The sequence below is a fragment of the Alkalihalobacillus sp. R86527 genome (assembly GCF_042466185.1).
In the GTDB taxonomy this organism is placed as follows: Bacteria; Bacillota; Bacilli; order Bacillales; family Guptibacillaceae; genus Guptibacillus.
In genome coordinates this window covers 3556970-3573280 of the sequence record NZ_JAXHBW010000001.1, presented here as the reverse complement: position 1 = coordinate 3573280, position 16311 = coordinate 3556970, and the positions used below count along the sequence as shown (strand labels likewise).

The following is a 16311-nucleotide window of genomic DNA, read 5'->3' as shown; positions in this document are numbered from 1 at the left end:
TTTGTTATTTTGCGTGTAACTCTTGGATGTCGACTGCATTATCTTCCTGATGATAGGAATGGAAGCTATCTACGAGGAGATCTAAATGTTCGAGGTGATCATGATAATCGATGATCATTCCGATTAATGGGAAGATCGTCATCCATAAATCCCGATTACATTCTCCGCTTTCATATAAGTCCACGTACATTTCTGTTAAAGATGACTCTCCAGAATCTACGCTGTTCAACATTTCTTCTGGTGATTGATGTCTAACCTTACCAATGTATTTCAAGTGTATCCGTTCATGGTAGTTTGTTAGCTGATCTAAGTGAGTTTGAATGAGCTTTCTTACTTCATCTGGCATGATTAATATTTTTACATCAAGCTGGTCTAGTATTTTTAAGATGGCAAGGGACTTTTCAGTTGTCGCGATCATTTGTCGAAAGAGAACCAACTTACGTGCTTTCACGTAATCTCTTTTCTTAAAATACGTTCGTTCCTCTTTAAACAGTAAGAAGTATTGATCGCTTTTCACTGTATCCTCTTTTAATTTAATTAAATTCTCTTTCAACACCTTATGTTCAGCGTCATTTCTCGTGGCGAGTCTAACCCATTGAGAAATGTATTCCGTGTTGCGGACGATTTTATGGAATAACTTTGTTTCGTATTTTGGAGGAAGGAATATTAAGTTAACGAAAAATGAACTGGTTACCCCAACCATAATGACAAGGAAGCGGTTGGATGCAAAGGAGATAAACTCTTCCTGCGGTGCATTCATTATCAAGATCAACGTTACGATCGCAAGTGGAATCGTGCTTTCGATCTTGAGTTTAATGTTGATTGCAATGAGAAAGATTGCTCCAAGGCCTATGACGATAGGCTGATTACCGAATATCAGTACTAGAATCACTGCAAGGACAGCGCCGATAATATTCGCCTGAAACTGTTCGATTATTGATTGATAAGAACGATAGATAGACGGTTGAATGGCAAATAGCGCTGCAACTCCCGCAAAGGAGGGTGGGTCAAGTTCAAGCCAAGTAGCTATATAAAGAGCGATTGTAATCGCAAGCCCTGTTTTAAAAATCCGGGCACCAAACTTCATTTTTAATAGATCCTTTCATGAAAAGCTTTTATTTATTATAGAGATTATCCTGTATTACCACTTTTAAACATTAGAGAATGTACTAGTTATACAATGGAATGACAAAGATAGCAAGCCCTATTTTTACTAAAAGAAAGACAGAATAAACCTTACGCTTATTCTGTCTTTCTAAAACTATTCATGTGTAAAGAGGGTTATTCAGCCATTTGTTTGAATACATTTTGAACGGCTTTAAGCGTGTCGTCAATATCCTGGATGGTGTGTTCTGTTGTGAGGAACCACGCTTCATATTTAGAAGGTGCCAGGTTGATTCCTTCGTTAAGCATAAGTTTGAAGAACGTGGAAAATTTCTCCCCGTCCGTATTTTCTGCATGCTCATAGTTTACAACTTCTTCTTCTGTAAAGTAGACAGTTAGGGCACCTTTTAAACGGTTGATTGTAATCGGGATGCCGTTCTCTTTTGCCAACTTGTGTATTCCATTCTCAAGCCTTGCTCCAAGCTGATCGAGATGATCATATACGCCTTCTTCTTGAAGTACTTCTAGACATGCTATCCCAGCAGAGATTGAAGCAGGATTTCCTGCCATCGTACCTGCTTGATAAGCTGGTCCAAGCGGTGCGACACTTTCCATGATTTCTCGCTTACCACCGTATGCTCCGATCGGTAAACCACCACCGATGATTTTACCTAGAGCTGTCATATCAGGTTCCACCCCAATCATGTTTTGAGCGCCACCATACATGAAGCGGAATGCCGTAATCACTTCATCGTAGATCACTAAAGCGCCGTGTTCATGAGTAATCTTATTAACTTCTTCAAGGAAACCTTCTTTTGGTTCCACGATTCCGAAGTTACCTACGATCGGTTCAACAAGAACACCAGCAACCTCATCTCCCCATTTGTCCATTGCCTCTTTATAAGCTTCGATGTCATTGAAAGGAACAGTGATTACTTCTTTTGCGATACTCTTAGGTACACCGGCAGAATCTGGGCTACCTAGAGTAGCAGGACCAGAACCAGCAGCTACAAGAACGAGATCAGAATGACCATGGTAACAGCCAGCAAATTTCACTATTTTGTTGCGAGCTGTATACGCTCTTGCTACTCGAATCGTTGTCATAACAGCTTCTGTACCAGAATTGACGAACCGTACTCGTTCAAGTGATGGCATGGCATCTTGTAGCATCTTCCCAAATCGGTTTTCAAGTACGGTAGGAGTACCGTATAGTACACCGTTCTCAGCTGCATGTGTAATGGCTTGGGTGATATGAGGGTGAGCGTGGCCAGTAATGATTGGTCCGTATGCTGCTAAATAATCTATGTACTTATTTCCATCAACATCCCAGAAATATGGCCCCCGTGCTTTCTCCATAAAGATTGGCGTGCCTCCGCCTACTCCTTTATAAGATCGTGAAGGGCTATTAACCCCACCTAACATGATATCGAGTGATTCTTTATGATGTTGTTCTGATTTTGTAATATTCATAATTGCCTCCTTCTAAAACTAATTCCTGTTTCATTGTAGCATGATATAGAGAGATAGAAACAAGCTCATACATTGTATCTTCATAGAGGCTCTTGTAAACTGAATTGGTGTGTGTAAAAAGGAGGAAGACAAATGGGAAAAGAAGTCATCGAGGTACAGTCTTTACGTAAAGACTTTAAATCACACTCGAGTCGCTCTGGACTTAAAGGAGCTTTTCGAGATTTATTTACAAGAAACTACAAGGTGATTTCAGCTGTTAAAGATATTTCTTTCACTGTCAATGAAGGTGAAATGGTCGGATATATCGGTGAGAATGGTGCTGGTAAATCTACGAGCATCAAGATGTTAACTGGGATTTTGACTCCCACATCAGGAACCGTTCGTGTGAATGGAATGGATCCTCATAAAGAACGGGAGAAATTCGTTCGCTCGATCGGTGTCGTGTTTGGACAGCGCTCTCAACTATGGTGGGATATTGCTGTTCAGGAGTCATTTCGTCTATTGAAGAAAGTCTACAATGTGCCTGATGATGTATATAACGAACATATGAATCACGTGATTGAATCGCTCGACATCGGCCCCCTACTAGATAAGCCGGTTAGAAAATTGTCACTAGGGCAGCGGATGAGATGCGAACTTGCGGCTGCGTTGCTCCATAACCCGAAGCTTTTGTTTCTTGATGAGCCTACGATTGGACTTGACGTCCTCGTAAAACTTAAGATTCGAAATTTCCTTAAAGAAATAAATGAAAAATACAAAACGACGATTTTGCTTACAACGCATGACTTAACTGATATTGAAGCACTATGCGATCGAGTAGTCATGCTTGATGAGGGACAGATCATCTATGATGGTAAGCTTGCGAAGCTTCGTTCAAATTGGGGAGAAGGAAAACAGATCGAATTTCAGTTTGGCGAGAATGTTAACGGTGAACAGCTTCACCCATTATTGAAAGAGCTTGAAGCAGAATGGACTCCAGGTGATCGACCGAATGTGTACATTGCAAACGTAGTAAATGAAGAGCACGTTATATCTGAGGTAATAGGGAGAGTTGTTGCAGCTCATCGAATTACGGATATAAAGATTCATGAAATCTCAACTGAAGAAATCATCCGGAATATCTATGAAGAGGGAATTATCAATGGGTAAGTACATTGAGATGATCCGAATTCGTTTCCTAATGATGCTTGCTTATCGAACAAATTATTATAGTGGCATATTGATTTATAGTATTAATATTGGGGCTTATTATTTCTTGTGGAGTGCGATCTATGGAAACAAAGGAGAAATAGAAGGTCTTTCTGTCATACAAATGACAACTTACATTGCGGTTGCTTGGATGGCTCGAGCCTTTTATTTCAACAATATTGATAGAGAAATCGCTCAGGAAATTAAAGAAGGTAAGGTAGCGGTAGAGTTTATCCGCCCGTACCATTATTTAATGATGAAAACGATGCAAGGATTGGGAGAAGGTATCTTCCGTTTAAGTTTCTTTTCCATACCGGGAATGTTTATCGTTAGCTTGATATTTCCAATTGAGTTTTCCGCAGCTGCTTCAACGTGGTTGTTCTTCATGGTAGCCATTATACTTAGTTTTATCGTAAATACACAGATTAATTTGCTCACAGGCGTACTGACATTCTTCTTCTTTAATAACGATGGTCTTATACGAGCAAAGCGTGTGGTTATCGATCTATTCTCGGGTCTTTTGCTACCGATAAGCTTTTATCCTGGCTGGGCTCAACAGGTTATGGATTTTCTACCATTTCAGGCAATTAGCTATATCCCAAGTATGATATTTACAGAAGGGTTTACGGGTTCTGCCGTTTACGAAGCTCTTCTTTTCCAAGTTGTATGGGCAGCTATCTTAATTATTCCTATTCAAGCTCTCTGGATCATCGCAAAAAAACAACTGGTCGTACAGGGGGGCTAAGCATATGAAGCACACAACTATTTTCTTATTATATGTGTCACAGTATATGAAAACGAGGCTAACGTATCGTGTTGATATGGCGATGGAAATTATGTCTGATCTATTGTTTCAGGCTGTGAATTTAATCTTTATCCTCGTGGTATTTGGTCATACTAACATGCTCAGCGGGTGGTCGAAGGATGAAATTATTTTCATTTATGGCTTTTTCCTTGTGCCGTTTGCCATCTTTGGTGCTTTCTTTAATATTTGGGATTTCAATGAACGGTATATTGTAAAAGGAGAAATGGATCGAATCCTTACTAGACCTGTTCATAGTTTGTTTCAGATCATTCTGGAGCGAATGGAATTAGAATCACTGTTTGGAATGGTTACGGGGATCGCTGTCATGGTATATGCAGGGAGTAGGTTGGATTTAAGTCTCTCCTGGTATGATCCATTTGTTTTTCTAGTAATGGTCATCGGAGGCGCGTTCGTATACGCGGGTATTTTTGTTCTTCTTGCGAGCATAAGCTTTTGGTCAGATAGTCGAACAAGTATTATGCCAATGATGTACAACATTGGAAACTATGGTAGGTATCCAGTTGATATCTATAATAAGGTGATTCGTTTCATACTCACTTGGATCCTTCCATTTGCGTTTGTGGGTGTATATCCTTCAGCTTATTTCTTAGGACGTGAAGAATGGTATGGGTATGCTTTTCTGACACCCGTTATCGGATTCGCATTCTTTGCATTTGCAATATTTATGTGGAATATCGGTGTAACTAAATATCGAGGTGCAGGTAACTGATCGACCAGAGGGGAGACCCTCTGGTTTTTTAGTGTCATTAAATGAGATTGTCCTAATCTTAGGAGCTATTTCATACCATTAAGTTGAGGTGGTTCGATGCTGATCGGAGTCATAATCATATCAATAATCATTTCTATGGTCGGAATAGGAAGAAGCATGGTCTCTCTAATGAAGAGAACGCGCATACCGGGGAGCCTGCTTTCAGTTTACAAGCTTGTGCTTTTATTCGTTGTTTATTTTACGATGATTACAGCTTTTGCTTGTATTTATTTATGTCTCGTCATCCTGGATATTCCGGTTCTTAGAGAAGGCAGTATCGATATTGCAACGATTCCTATGGAAGGTATTACTAGGATTCAATCAGTTCTTTATTTTAGTGCCGTTACACTTTTATCAGTAGGTTATGGGGACGTTACTCCGATCGGTGTTGGACGCTGGATTGCTATTATCGAAGCTTTGATTGGATATTTGATGCCTGCAGCATTCTTTGTGACAACGATCGTCCATTATAAAGAAGGCTCTGAGTTGTAAGTTTCATTGTATTTCGGTACGCTTATCTAAGAAGTAATAAAAGGAGGCGTAACGATGAGTATTGAAATTGGCCAAAAAGCACCGGATTTTAAACTTGAAGCAAGTACTGGAGAAACGGTTTCTCTATCAGACTACAAAGGAAAGAATGTTGTGCTTTATTTTTATCCTAAGGACATGACTCCGGGTTGTACAACAGAAGCATGTGATTTTCGTGATCATATCGAAGGGTTTGAAGAGCTAGATACAGTTATATTAGGTGTTAGCCCAGATCCCGTAGAGAAACATAAGAAATTCATTGATAAATACGAGTTGCCTTTCCTCCTCCTTGCTGATGAAGATCACAAAGTAGCGGAAGCTTATGATGTATGGCAATTGAAGAAGAATTTCGGTAAAGAATATATGGGTATTGTTCGCTCTACTTTTGTTATTAATAAAGAAGGCGAGCTTGTTAAGGAATGGCGCAAAGTTAGAGTGAAAGAACATGTGGAAACAGCACTGAATTATATAAAAGAAAACCTTGGTTAAGCTGTTATAAGGGCGAAAGGCTATACAGATTTAGTAAGTACGCATAGTGTGTTAGTAGATCATATCTTCAGGTGAGAGCGCAATAAGCGCTCTTTTTTTTAGATAAGAGCTTTCTTTTTTTCTATAGGGGAATGTGACGTGTATTGTTTCGTTTAGATGAGAGAAGGGTTTTCATTTAAAGGGATTCCATAAATCAGCTATACTTAAGTCATAATACTGATTTCTTGAGGTGAAACTATGAATATTGTCTGTACGTCAAAACTTAAGTCCAACATCAAGAGTGACCTAGTACAAAAATACCCAGAAGTGTCGTTTCAATTTTATCCATCTATGAGTGTGGCGGAAGAGCATTTAGATGAAGCTGAAGTATTAATTACATATGGCGAAGACGTTACTGAGAATCATATCCAAAAGGCAAAGCAACTAAAATGGATTATGGTTTTGTCTGCTGGCGTGGAGATGTTACCTTTTAAAGAAATTAAAGAGAGAGGCATAGTCGTTACAAATGCGAGGGGAATTCATAGCATCCAAATGGCAGAATATACGCTTTGGGCTATGCTTATCACAGCACGCAATACGAAAGAACTCTTCGTAAATGAAGCTTCTAAAACGTGGCACAAGAGGATGCCTTTAAATGAAATAACTGGAGCGACTGTTGGCGTTATAGGCACTGGGGCTATTGGGTGTGAAATTGCTCGCATCGCAAAGACCTTCAATATGGCGACGATCGGGGTTAATCGTAAAGGACATGCTGTAGATTATTTCGATTCCATTTATTCAAACGACAATGTGATGGAGATGCTTCCTAAGTGTGATTATATCGTAAGCGTACTCCCGAGTACTGCTGATACTTTTCACTTCTTTACAAGTCCTCACTTCCATGCCATGAAAGAAAGCTCTGTGTTCATTAATATTGGAAGAGGCGATGCTGTAGACGAGCATGCTTTAATTGATGCACTAAATAATGAAGAAATCCACCATGCTGTGCTTGATGTGTTTGAAGAAGAACCCCTTGAAGAATCACATCCTTTTTGGAAGATGGCTAATGTTACGGTAACTCCTCATCACTCTGGGGTGTCTCCGAATTACCAGCCTAGAGCTATCGAGATTTTTAAACGGAATTTCAACGAGTATATAAACGGTACCAATGATTTTCAAAATGTTATTAATCCTGATAGGGGGTATTAAAGGTGAAAATTTATACAAAAACAGGTGATAAGGGTGAAACGTCGTTAATATATGGAAAGCGCGTGCCCAAAAATGATATTAGAGTGGAAGCTTATGGAACTTGTGATGAAGCGAACTCTCAGATTGGACTAGCGCTAAGCTACGTCTCTAACACTCGGTTCGAAGGGAAAGAGAGCTGGGAAGCAATCTTTCATAAAGTCCAAACATGGTTGTTTCATATCGGGGCAGAGCTTGCTACTCCTCATGGGAAAAATGTTAGTTGGAAGGTAGAAGCTTCACATATTGTAGAAATGGAAACTCAAATAGACGTATGGGAGAAACAACTGGAGCCTTTGAAAAACTTTATCTTACCAGGAGGACATCCAGCGGGAGCGGGTCTTCATGTTGCGAGAACCATTGTTCGACGTGCTGAACGAAATGCAATTATGGTAGAAGACGTCAATCCACTTGTTCTTTCATTCTTAAACCGTCTCTCAGATTTTCTATTCGTAGCTGCGCGATATATTAATTATCATATGGGTGAGAAAGAATCTGTTTTGCATGAAGAAAAGAAATGATCATCCTAGTGAGCATAGTAGATCATTGACAATAGATGGGTCTACCATGTACACTATTTATAAACATTACAATGTAAGAATGCTTGTTGGAAGAGAGGTGCATGACGAATGGCTGAAGAAAAACTGCATGGAGCAATAGAAGCAATGAAAAGCTCGGGCGTGCGTATAACCCCTCAACGTCATGCCATTTTGGAACATTTGATCCAATCTATGGCCCATCCTACAGCAGATGAAATATATAAGTCGCTTGAAGGTAAATTTCCTAATATGAGTGTAGCAACAGTTTATAATAACTTGAGAGTCTTTAAAGAGATTGGACTCGTGAAAGAGCTAACTTATGGTGATTCTTCAAGTAGGTTCGATTGTGTAACAACTGATCACTACCATATTATCTGTGATGATTGTGGTAAAATTGTAGACTTTCATTATCCAGGATTAGATGAAGTTGAAACGCTAGCTGAACAAGTCACTGGCTTCCAAGTTGGCGACCACAGGATGGAAATATACGGCTCATGTCCTGATTGTCAAAAGAATAAACACTAACAAAAAGCTCGCCTTAACTGGCGAGCTTTTTTAGTTGGTAAGAAAAAACAAGGAGCTAGCGGTAGCTCCTTGTTTTTTTACTTATCTTGTTTCTTACTATTATATTTTTCGTCGAACTCTACACCTTCTAAGTTAGGGTCCATTGTAAGTGGTTGTTTGCAATACATACAGGCATCTACTCGTCCAAGCACCTTTGTGGTTCTCTCACAATTAGGGCAGGTGACTTGTACAGCTTTCGTCGATAACATACCAATCCAGAAATATACGACTGCACTTGCGATCGTTGCTAGAAATCCGATGATCATGAATGCTGTCATTAAGAAAACAGATGTTTTGAAGAAAATACCTATATACATAATACCAATGCCAATAAATACTAAGCTCAGTGCGAACGTACGAATTCTATTTATTTTGTTTGTATACTTTAATTGCATCGCTTGTCCCTCCTGCAACCAAGTATAGCATATGCATTATCTGTAAGCACTTTCCTTTAGATCTTCCATAAAAAGTTCAAAATTAGCATTGCTTAATTTATAACAGGATTTATAATATTGAATGTTGAATTGTTTAGACAAGTACGGTTCCAAGAATAAAAGTACTGCTGGAGGAAAGTCAGATGGAAAATCTTTTAAGGCCGATTTACCAAGAAAGAGCGAGTCACCCTGAAACTCTTGGAGTTATTGTAATAGAGAAAACAAAACCACATCATCCTTTGACTGATAATTTTGATGTTGTTCTATTGATTATTGTAAGCAATAATCAAAAGCCATGGCTTGTTAAGCATTATGAGTTTGAGGAGAAGAGAGCAGCGATGCATGTCGTATCTGAGCAACAAGTTCAAGATTGGCTTCTTACAGGAAGTCATCGACGTTTGGTTGCATGGCTTGTGAATGGAAAAATCATCTTTGATCGAAATGAGTACATATCCGGATTGAAAGAACGTATCCGTGATTTCCCCGCGGAGGAACGTACTCGTAAGATTGGTGTTGAATTTGCAAAACTTATTAGAAGGTATATGGACGGAAAAGAATTGTTTGCTTCAAAGCAATATATGGATGCGTACAATTTCATTTTGCATGCATTGCATCACTTGGCGCGTCTATCTGTAATCGAACATGGTTTTCATCCTGAGATCACAGTTTGGAATCAAGTGAAGCATATTGAACCAGAGATCTTTAAATTGTATACAGAACTTCTAACAGGTGAGGATCCTCTTGATAAACGCCTTGAACTGCTTCTACTTGCTAATGACTTTTCACTTTCATCTAAATCCTTTAACGCTACTCTTCATATAAGAAAGGTGATGAATGAGCGCAAAGGAGTTTGGACGTACCAAGAGCTTTTGGAGGACGACCAGCTTAAAGAGTACGGAATAGATTTAGGTGCTCTTCTAGAATATATGGTTGAGAAAGAATTGATCGAAGTTCTACTTGCTGAAACAAAAGGTGAGGGAATATACAGTCGCCAGTATCGAGCAAAATAATGTTTTTAAAAGCGGAGGAAAAATATTATAAAAAGGGTTGACCATATTTTTCCCCCGTGCTATATTATTACTTGTCGCCGCAAGAGAGCAACGCGGCAAACAAAAACTTTTTAAAAAACGTTGTTGACTTCTGATGAGTTAATGTGTTACATTAATAAAGTCGCTGAAAACGACATTGGAAGAAACAAATCGATCTTTGAAAACTGAACGAAACGCCATGCAAGAAATTGTTTCTACGGAAACAACAAGTTTTAAAGCTAGATTAGACTTTCTATCGGAGAGTTTGATCCTGGCTCAGGACGAACGCTGGCGGCGTGCCTAATACATGCAAGTCGAGCGGAGAAATAGGAGCTTGCTCCTATTTCTCAGCGGCGGACGGGTGAGTAACACGTGGGCAACCTGCCCTACAGACTGGGATAACTCCGGGAAACCGGAGCTAATACCGGGTAATACATAGCATCGCATGATGCAACGTTGAAAGTTGGCTTTCGAGCTAACACTGTAGGATGGGCCCGCGGCGCATTAGCTAGTTGGTAAGGTAATGGCTTACCAAGGCAACGATGCGTAGCCGACCTGAGAGGGTGATCGGCCACACTGGGACTGAGACACGGCCCAGACTCCTACGGGAGGCAGCAGTAGGGAATCTTCCGCAATGGACGAAAGTCTGACGGAGCAACGCCGCGTGAGTGACGAAGGCTTTCGGGTCGTAAAGCTCTGTTGTTAGGGAAGAACAAGTACCGTTCGAATAGGGCGGTACCTTGACGGTACCTAACCAGAAAGCCACGGCTAACTACGTGCCAGCAGCCGCGGTAATACGTAGGTGGCAAGCGTTGTCCGGAATTATTGGGCGTAAAGCGCGCGCAGGCGGTCTCTTAAGTCTGATGTGAAAGCCCACGGCTCAACCGTGGAGGGCCATTGGAAACTGGGGGACTTGAGTGCAGAAGAGGAGAGTGGAATTCCACGTGTAGCGGTGAAATGCGTAGATATGTGGAGGAACACCAGTGGCGAAGGCGGCTCTCTGGTCTGTAACTGACGCTGAGGCGCGAAAGCGTGGGGAGCGAACAGGATTAGATACCCTGGTAGTCCACGCCGTAAACGATGAGTGCTAGGTGTTGGGGGGTTCCACCCTCAGTGCTGAAGTTAACACATTAAGCACTCCGCCTGGGGAGTACGACCGCAAGGTTGAAACTCAAAGGAATTGACGGGGGCCCGCACAAGCAGTGGAGCATGTGGTTTAATTCGAAGCAACGCGAAGAACCTTACCAGGTCTTGACATCCTCTGCCACTCCTAGAGATAGGACGTTCCCCTTCGGGGGACAGAGTGACAGGTGGTGCATGGTTGTCGTCAGCTCGTGTCGTGAGATGTTGGGTTAAGTCCCGCAACGAGCGCAACCCTTGATCTTAGTTGCCAGCATTCAGTTGGGCACTCTAAGGTGACTGCCGGTGACAAACCGGAGGAAGGTGGGGACGACGTCAAATCATCATGCCCCTTATGACCTGGGCTACACACGTGCTACAATGGACGGTACAAAGGGCTGCGACACCGCGAGGTGAAGCGAATCCCATAAAGCCGTTCTCAGTTCGGATTGTAGGCTGCAACTCGCCTACATGAAGCCGGAATTGCTAGTAATCGCGGATCAGCATGCCGCGGTGAATACGTTCCCGGGCCTTGTACACACCGCCCGTCACACCACGAGAGTTTGTAACACCCGAAGTCGGTGAGGTAACCTTTTGGAGCCAGCCGCCGAAGGTGGGACAAATGATTGGGGTGAAGTCGTAACAAGGTAGCCGTATCGGAAGGTGCGGCTGGATCACCTCCTTTCTATGGAGAATTACGAGGCAACATTGGTTGCCAAACTTGCATGAGCGTTTCGTTTAGTTTTGAAAGAATGATTGTATTCTTTCAAAACAGGCTAATTTGATGAAGCATTAGCGGATTCAAGAAGTAGCCTTGTTCCTTGAAAACTAGATAGCATAAACAACGACATCCAATAAAGAATTATTTTTTGCGTTATTTCTTAGTTAGTCACATCTTACGATGTGCAACATCAATGACGAGTTAGAAGCGAGAAATTCGAGGCGGCGAAATTCCGGAGGAGCGGAGCGTATTTGAATACGTGAGCACCGGAGGAATGAAGCCAACGAAGAAGTTCGAAGCTAATAACGAAGTCATAAGGTTAAGCTACTAAGGGCGCACGGTGGATGCCTTGGCACTAGAAGCCGATGAAGGACGGGACGAACACCGATATGCTTCGGGGAGCAGTAAGTACGCTTTGATCCGGAGATTTCCGAATGGGGGAACCCACCATCCGTAATGGGATGGTATCTATTTCTGAATACATAGGGAATAGAAGGCATACCCGGGGAACTGAAACATCTCAGTACCCGGAGGAAGAGAAAGCAATCGCGATTTCCTGAGTAGCGGCGAGCGAAACGGAATCAGCCCAAACCAGAGGGCTTGCCCTCTGGGGTTGTAGGACGTCTCATTGGAGTTACAAAGGCACGGATAGACGAAGCGACCTGGAAAGGTCCATCAGAGAAGGTAACAATCCTGTAGTCAAAATCCGCTGCCCTCCGAGACGGATCCTGAGTACGGCGGGACACGTGAAACCCCGTCGGAATCCGGGAGGACCATCTCCCAAGGCTAAATACTCTCTAGTGACCGATAGTGAACCAGTACCGTGAGGGAAAGGTGAAAAGCACCCCGGAAGGGGAGTGAAAGAGAACCTGAAACCGTGTGCCTACAACTAGTTGGAGCCCGTTAATGGGTGACAGCGTGCCTTTTGTAGAATGAACCGGCGAGTTACGATCCCGTGCAAGGTTAAGCCGAGAAGGCGGAGCCGCAGCGAAAGCGAGTCTGAATAGGGCGAAATAGTACGTGGTCGTAGACCCGAAACCGGGTGATCTACCCATGTCCAGGGTGAAGTTCAGGTAACACTGAATGGAGGCCCGAACCCACGCATGTTGAAAAATGCGGGGATGAGGTGTGGGTAGCGGTGAAATGCCAATCGAACCCGGAGATAGCTGGTTCTCTCCGAAATAGCTTTAGGGCTAGCCTCGCGGCAAGAATCTTGGAGGTAGAGCACTGATTGGACTAGGGGTCCCTACCGGATTACCGAATCCAGTCAAACTCCGAATGCCAACGATTTATCCGCGGGAGTCAGACTGCGAGTGATAAGATCCGTAGTCGAGAGGGAAACAGCCCAGACCACCAGCTAAGGTCCCAAAGTATACGTTAAGTGGAAAAGGATGTGGCGTTGCTTAGACAACCAGGATGTTGGCTTAGAAGCAGCCATCATTTAAAGAGTGCGTAATAGCTCACTGGTCGAGTGACGCTGCGCCGAAAATGTACCGGGGCTAAACGTATCACCGAAGCTGTGGATTGTCTTACGACAATGGTAGGAGAGCGTTCTAAGGGCTGCGAAGTCAGACCGAAAGGACTGGTGGAGCGCTTAGAAGTGAGAATGCCGGTATGAGTAGCGAAAGACAAGTGAGAATCTTGTCCGTCGAAAGCCCAAGGTTTCCTGAGGAAGGCTCGTCCGCTCAGGGTTAGTCGGGACCTAAGCCGAGGCCGAAAGGCGTAGGCGATGGATAACAGGTTGATATTCCTGTACCACCTCCTTTCCGTTTGAACGACGGGGGGACGCAGAAAGATAGGGAGAGCGCGCTGCTGGAAATGCGCGTCCAAGCGATTAGGCTGGTGAATAGGCAAATCCGTTCACCGCGAAGGCTGAGTCGTGATGGCGAGGGAATTAAGTACCGAAGTCCCTGATTCTACACTGCCAAGAAAAGCCTCTAGTGAGGAAAGAGGTGCCCGTACCGCAAACCGACACAGGTAGGCGAGGAGAGAATCCTAAGACGATCGGGAGAACTCTCGTTAAGGAACTCGGCAAAATGACCCCGTAACTTCGGGAGAAGGGGTGCTTCCTCGGGTGAATAGCCCAGGGGAGCCGCAGTGAAAAGATCCAAGCGACTGTTTAGCAAAAACACAGGTCTCTGCCAAGCCGCAAGGCGATGTATAGGGGCTGACACCTGCCCGGTGCTGGAAGGTTAAGAGGAGGGGTTATCCCTTACGGGAGAAGCTCTGAATCGAAGCCCCAGTAAACGGCGGCCGTAACTATAACGGTCCTAAGGTAGCGAAATTCCTTGTCGGGTAAGTTCCGACCCGCACGAAAGGTGCAACGACTTGGATACTGTCTCAACGAGAGACCCGGTGAAATTATAGTACCTGTGAAGATGCAGGTTACCCGCGACAGGACGGAAAGACCCCATGGAGCTTTACTGTAGCCTGATATTGGATTTTGGTACAGCTTGTACAGGATAGGTAGGAGCCATAGAAGCCGGACCGCTAGGTTCGGTGGAGGCGTCGGTGGGATACTACCCTGGCTGTACTGACATTCTAACCCAGCACCGTGATCCGGTGCGGAGACAGTGTCAGGTGGGCAGTTTGACTGGGGCGGTCGCCTCCTAAAGAGTAACGGAGGCGCCCAAAGGTTCCCTCAGAATGGTTGGAAATCATTCGCAGAGTGTAAAGGCACAAGGGAGCTTGACTGCGAGACCTACAAGTCGAGCAGGGACGAAAGTCGGGCTTAGTGATCCGGTGGTTCCGCATGGAAGGGCCATCGCTCAACGGATAAAAGCTACCCTGGGGATAACAGGCTTATCTCCCCCAAGAGTCCACATCGACGGGGAGGTTTGGCACCTCGATGTCGGCTCATCGCATCCTGGGGCTGAAGTAGGTCCCAAGGGTTGGGCTGTTCGCCCATTAAAGCGGTACGCGAGCTGGGTTCAGAACGTCGTGAGACAGTTCGGTCCCTATCCGTCGCGGGCGCAGGAAATTTGAGAGGAGCTGTCCTTAGTACGAGAGGACCGGGATGGACACACCGCTGGTGTACCAGTTGTTCCGCCAGGAGCATAGCTGGGTAGCTACGTGTGGAAGGGATAAGTGCTGAAAGCATCTAAGCATGAAGCCCCCCTCGAGATGAGATTTCCCACAGCGTCAAGCTGGTAAGATCCCTCAGAGATGATGAGGTTGATAGGTTCGGGGTGGAAGCGTGGCGACACGTGGAGCTGACGAATACTAATCGATCGAGGGCTTAACCTAAAACGAAAAGTAAAGCAGGCTTGGTCATATTCGCAGACCATTGGAGCTCTTGAACAGAAGGCGTTTTTCGCCTGAAGTGAAAGAGTGAAATGGGCAAGAATATAGCCTGCGGCACTAGACATCGCGAAAAAATATTGGAATACGTTGTTGCATGCTATCTAGTTTTCAGGGAATGAATTTTCTCTTGAAATATGATGAAATATATTGTAATATATATTTTGTCGCTAGCAATCCCACGAAAGTGAGAGCTGTTAGTAGTCTGGTGATGAAGGCGAAGAGGTCACACCCGTTCCCATGCCGAACACGGAAGTTAAGCTCTTCAGCGCCGATGGTAGTTGGGGGATCTCCCCCTGCAAGAGTAGGACGTCGCCAGGCTAATCATTATTCCACAGTAGCTCAGTGGTAGAGCTATCGGCTGTTAACCGATCGGTCGTAGGTTCGAATCCTACCTGTGGAGCCATGGAGAGCTGTCCGAGTGGCCGAAGGAGCACGATTGGAAATCGTGTAGACGGTCAACGCCGTCTCGAGGGTTCGAATCCCTCGCTCTCCGCCAGATACATAATAGAATGGCCCGTTGGTCAAGCGGTTAAGACACCGCCCTTTCACGGCGGTAACACGGGTTCGAATCCCGTACGGGTCACCATTTTAATAAGTAACATTTTCAATCTGTGGAGGATTAGCTCAGCTGGGAGAGCATCTGCCTTACAAGCAGAGGGTCGGCGGTTCGAGCCCGTCATCCTCCACCATTACAAAGGTCCCGTGGTGTAGCGGTTAACATGCCTGCCTGTCACGCAGGAGATCGCGGGTTCGATTCCCGTCGGGACCGCCATTTTTATTTCAACATTTATATCATTATTATCGTCGCGGGGTGGAGCAACGAGCGTTACTTCAATGAATCAACTTCGAGTTGTTTCGACGGATACGCATCGAAGCATAACCTTGTAGAGAAAGAAACAGATCACTGCATATAGAAGCAGGATCAGCATTAATTTTATATTATCGTCGCGGGGTGGAGCAGTTCGGTAGCTCGTCGGGCTCATAACCCGAAGGTCGCAGGTTCAAATCCTGCCCCCGCAACCAATA

The 16311-nt window shown here is 44.0% G+C and carries 12 protein-coding genes, 6 tRNA genes and 3 rRNA genes; 18 read left to right on the top strand and 3 right to left on the bottom strand.

The genetic code is table 11. The features are described from left to right. Nucleotides 1–4: 4 nt before the first annotated feature. Both SJY16_RS18690 and SJY16_RS18685 read right to left on the bottom strand, forming a co-directional pair. Complete coding sequence (locus tag SJY16_RS18690) at nucleotides 5–1087, bottom strand: FUSC family protein (protein WP_377891527.1); 1083 nt, start codon at nucleotides 1085–1087, stop codon at nucleotides 5–7. 194 nt (nucleotides 1088–1281) lie between these two features. Continuing rightward, nucleotides 1282–2574 carry a glutamate-1-semialdehyde 2,1-aminomutase gene (locus tag SJY16_RS18685; RefSeq protein WP_377891526.1) on the bottom strand — a complete coding sequence of 431 codons (1293 nt, stop codon included), beginning with the start codon at nucleotides 2572–2574 and terminating at the stop codon, nucleotides 1282–1284. A gap of 132 nt (nucleotides 2575–2706) precedes the next feature. Here SJY16_RS18685 and SJY16_RS18680 point away from each other — a divergent pair, with 132 nt between their 5' ends. The 8 genes from SJY16_RS18680 to perR all read left to right on the top strand — a co-directional run bounded on the left by SJY16_RS18680 (nucleotide 2707) and on the right by perR (nucleotide 8641). Further along, a complete protein-coding gene (locus SJY16_RS18680) occupies nucleotides 2707–3723 on the top strand; it encodes an ABC transporter ATP-binding protein (RefSeq protein WP_377891525.1) in 1017 nt (338 codons plus the stop codon). After that, entirely contained in the window at nucleotides 3716–4507 is a 792-nt protein-coding gene (locus SJY16_RS18675) for an ABC transporter permease (RefSeq protein ID WP_377891524.1), read from the top strand. The genes SJY16_RS18680 and SJY16_RS18675 overlap by 8 nt, the downstream gene beginning before the upstream one ends. 4 nt (nucleotides 4508–4511) lie before the next feature. Further along, complete coding sequence (locus SJY16_RS18670; protein ID WP_377891523.1) at nucleotides 4512–5297, top strand: ABC transporter permease; 786 nt, start codon at nucleotides 4512–4514, stop codon at nucleotides 5295–5297. 96 nt (nucleotides 5298–5393) lie between these two features. Next, nucleotides 5394–5828, top strand: a complete 435-nt coding sequence (locus SJY16_RS18665; protein ID WP_377891521.1) for an ion channel — start codon at nucleotides 5394–5396, stop codon at nucleotides 5826–5828. A 54-nt stretch (nucleotides 5829–5882) separates the two neighbouring features. Then, the gene (gene bcp, locus SJY16_RS18660) at nucleotides 5883–6353 is read left to right on the top strand and encodes a thioredoxin-dependent thiol peroxidase (RefSeq protein WP_377891520.1); all 471 of its coding nucleotides are present in this window, start codon (nucleotides 5883–5885) and stop codon (nucleotides 6351–6353) included. A gap of 237 nt (nucleotides 6354–6590) precedes the next feature. Further along, the gene (locus tag SJY16_RS18655; RefSeq protein WP_377891519.1) at nucleotides 6591–7541 is read left to right on the top strand and encodes a D-2-hydroxyacid dehydrogenase; all 951 of its coding nucleotides are present in this window, start codon (nucleotides 6591–6593) and stop codon (nucleotides 7539–7541) included. Between the two features lie 2 nt (nucleotides 7542–7543). Next, nucleotides 7544–8098 carry a cob(I)yrinic acid a,c-diamide adenosyltransferase gene (locus SJY16_RS18650; protein WP_377891517.1) on the top strand — a complete coding sequence of 185 codons (555 nt, stop codon included), beginning with the start codon at nucleotides 7544–7546 and terminating at the stop codon, nucleotides 8096–8098. A gap of 108 nt (nucleotides 8099–8206) precedes the next feature. Beyond that, nucleotides 8207–8641, top strand: coding sequence for a peroxide-responsive transcriptional repressor PerR (perR, locus tag SJY16_RS18645; protein ID WP_224885130.1), 435 nt, complete (start codon nucleotides 8207–8209; stop codon nucleotides 8639–8641). A gap of 77 nt (nucleotides 8642–8718) precedes the next feature. On the opposite strand, the gene SJY16_RS18640 is transcribed toward perR, so the two are convergent. After that, complete coding sequence (locus tag SJY16_RS18640) at nucleotides 8719–9075, bottom strand: YgzB family protein (RefSeq protein ID WP_224885132.1); 357 nt, start codon at nucleotides 9073–9075, stop codon at nucleotides 8719–8721. A 182-nt stretch (nucleotides 9076–9257) separates the two neighbouring features. Between SJY16_RS18640 and SJY16_RS18635 the strand changes: the two genes are divergently transcribed. From SJY16_RS18635 to SJY16_RS18590, 10 genes are all read left to right on the top strand, one after another. Beyond that, nucleotides 9258–10124: a nucleotidyltransferase-like protein gene (locus SJY16_RS18635; protein WP_377891516.1), complete on the top strand. Its 867-nt coding sequence runs from the start codon at nucleotides 9258–9260 to the stop codon at nucleotides 10122–10124. A 271-nt stretch (nucleotides 10125–10395) separates the two neighbouring features. Next, nucleotides 10396–11946, top strand: a 16S ribosomal RNA gene (locus SJY16_RS18630). A gap of 353 nt (nucleotides 11947–12299) precedes the next feature. Next, a 23S ribosomal RNA gene (locus tag SJY16_RS18625) occupies nucleotides 12300–15228 on the top strand. A gap of 258 nt (nucleotides 15229–15486) precedes the next feature. Then, a 5S ribosomal RNA gene (rrf, locus tag SJY16_RS18620) occupies nucleotides 15487–15603 on the top strand. The 16S, 23S and 5S rRNA genes sit together here with 6 tRNA genes alongside, the layout of an rRNA operon. A 10-nt stretch (nucleotides 15604–15613) precedes the next feature. Next, a tRNA-Asn gene (locus tag SJY16_RS18615) sits at nucleotides 15614–15688 on the top strand. 1 nt (nucleotide 15689) lies between these two features. Next, nucleotides 15690–15781, top strand: a tRNA-Ser gene (locus SJY16_RS18610). A gap of 15 nt (nucleotides 15782–15796) precedes the next feature. Beyond that, nucleotides 15797–15871, top strand: a tRNA-Glu gene (locus tag SJY16_RS18605). Nucleotides 15872–15898: 27 nt separating this feature from the next. Then, nucleotides 15899–15974: transfer RNA gene (locus SJY16_RS18600), tRNA-Val, on the top strand. 7 nt (nucleotides 15975–15981) lie between these two features. After that, nucleotides 15982–16057, top strand: a tRNA-Asp gene (locus SJY16_RS18595). A gap of 174 nt (nucleotides 16058–16231) precedes the next feature. Next, nucleotides 16232–16308, top strand: a tRNA-Met gene (locus SJY16_RS18590). Nucleotides 16309–16311: the final 3 nt, after the last annotated feature.

Excerpts from the sequence above, each read along its gene's own strand:
- SJY16_RS18690 (WP_377891527.1), bottom strand. The coding sequence starts at position 1,087 with ATGAAGTTTGGTGCCCGGATTTTTAAAACAGGGCTTGCGATTACAATC.
- SJY16_RS18640 (WP_224885132.1), bottom strand. The coding sequence starts at position 9,075 with ATGCAATTAAAGTATACAAACAAAATAAATAGAATTCGTACGTTCGCA.
- SJY16_RS18665 (WP_377891521.1), top strand. The coding sequence starts at position 5,394 with ATGCTGATCGGAGTCATAATCATATCAATAATCATTTCTATGGTCGGA.
- SJY16_RS18670 (WP_377891523.1), top strand. The coding sequence starts at position 4,512 with ATGAAGCACACAACTATTTTCTTATTATATGTGTCACAGTATATGAAA.
- SJY16_RS18685 (WP_377891526.1), bottom strand. The coding sequence starts at position 2,574 with ATGAATATTACAAAATCAGAACAACATCATAAAGAATCACTCGATATC.
- SJY16_RS18635 (WP_377891516.1), top strand. The coding sequence starts at position 9,258 with ATGGAAAATCTTTTAAGGCCGATTTACCAAGAAAGAGCGAGTCACCCT.
- SJY16_RS18655 (WP_377891519.1), top strand. The coding sequence starts at position 6,591 with ATGAATATTGTCTGTACGTCAAAACTTAAGTCCAACATCAAGAGTGAC.
- bcp (WP_377891520.1), top strand. The coding sequence starts at position 5,883 with ATGAGTATTGAAATTGGCCAAAAAGCACCGGATTTTAAACTTGAAGCA.
- SJY16_RS18680 (WP_377891525.1), top strand. The coding sequence starts at position 2,707 with ATGGGAAAAGAAGTCATCGAGGTACAGTCTTTACGTAAAGACTTTAAA.
- SJY16_RS18675 (WP_377891524.1), top strand. The coding sequence starts at position 3,716 with ATGGGTAAGTACATTGAGATGATCCGAATTCGTTTCCTAATGATGCTT.
- perR (WP_224885130.1), top strand. The coding sequence starts at position 8,207 with ATGGCTGAAGAAAAACTGCATGGAGCAATAGAAGCAATGAAAAGCTCG.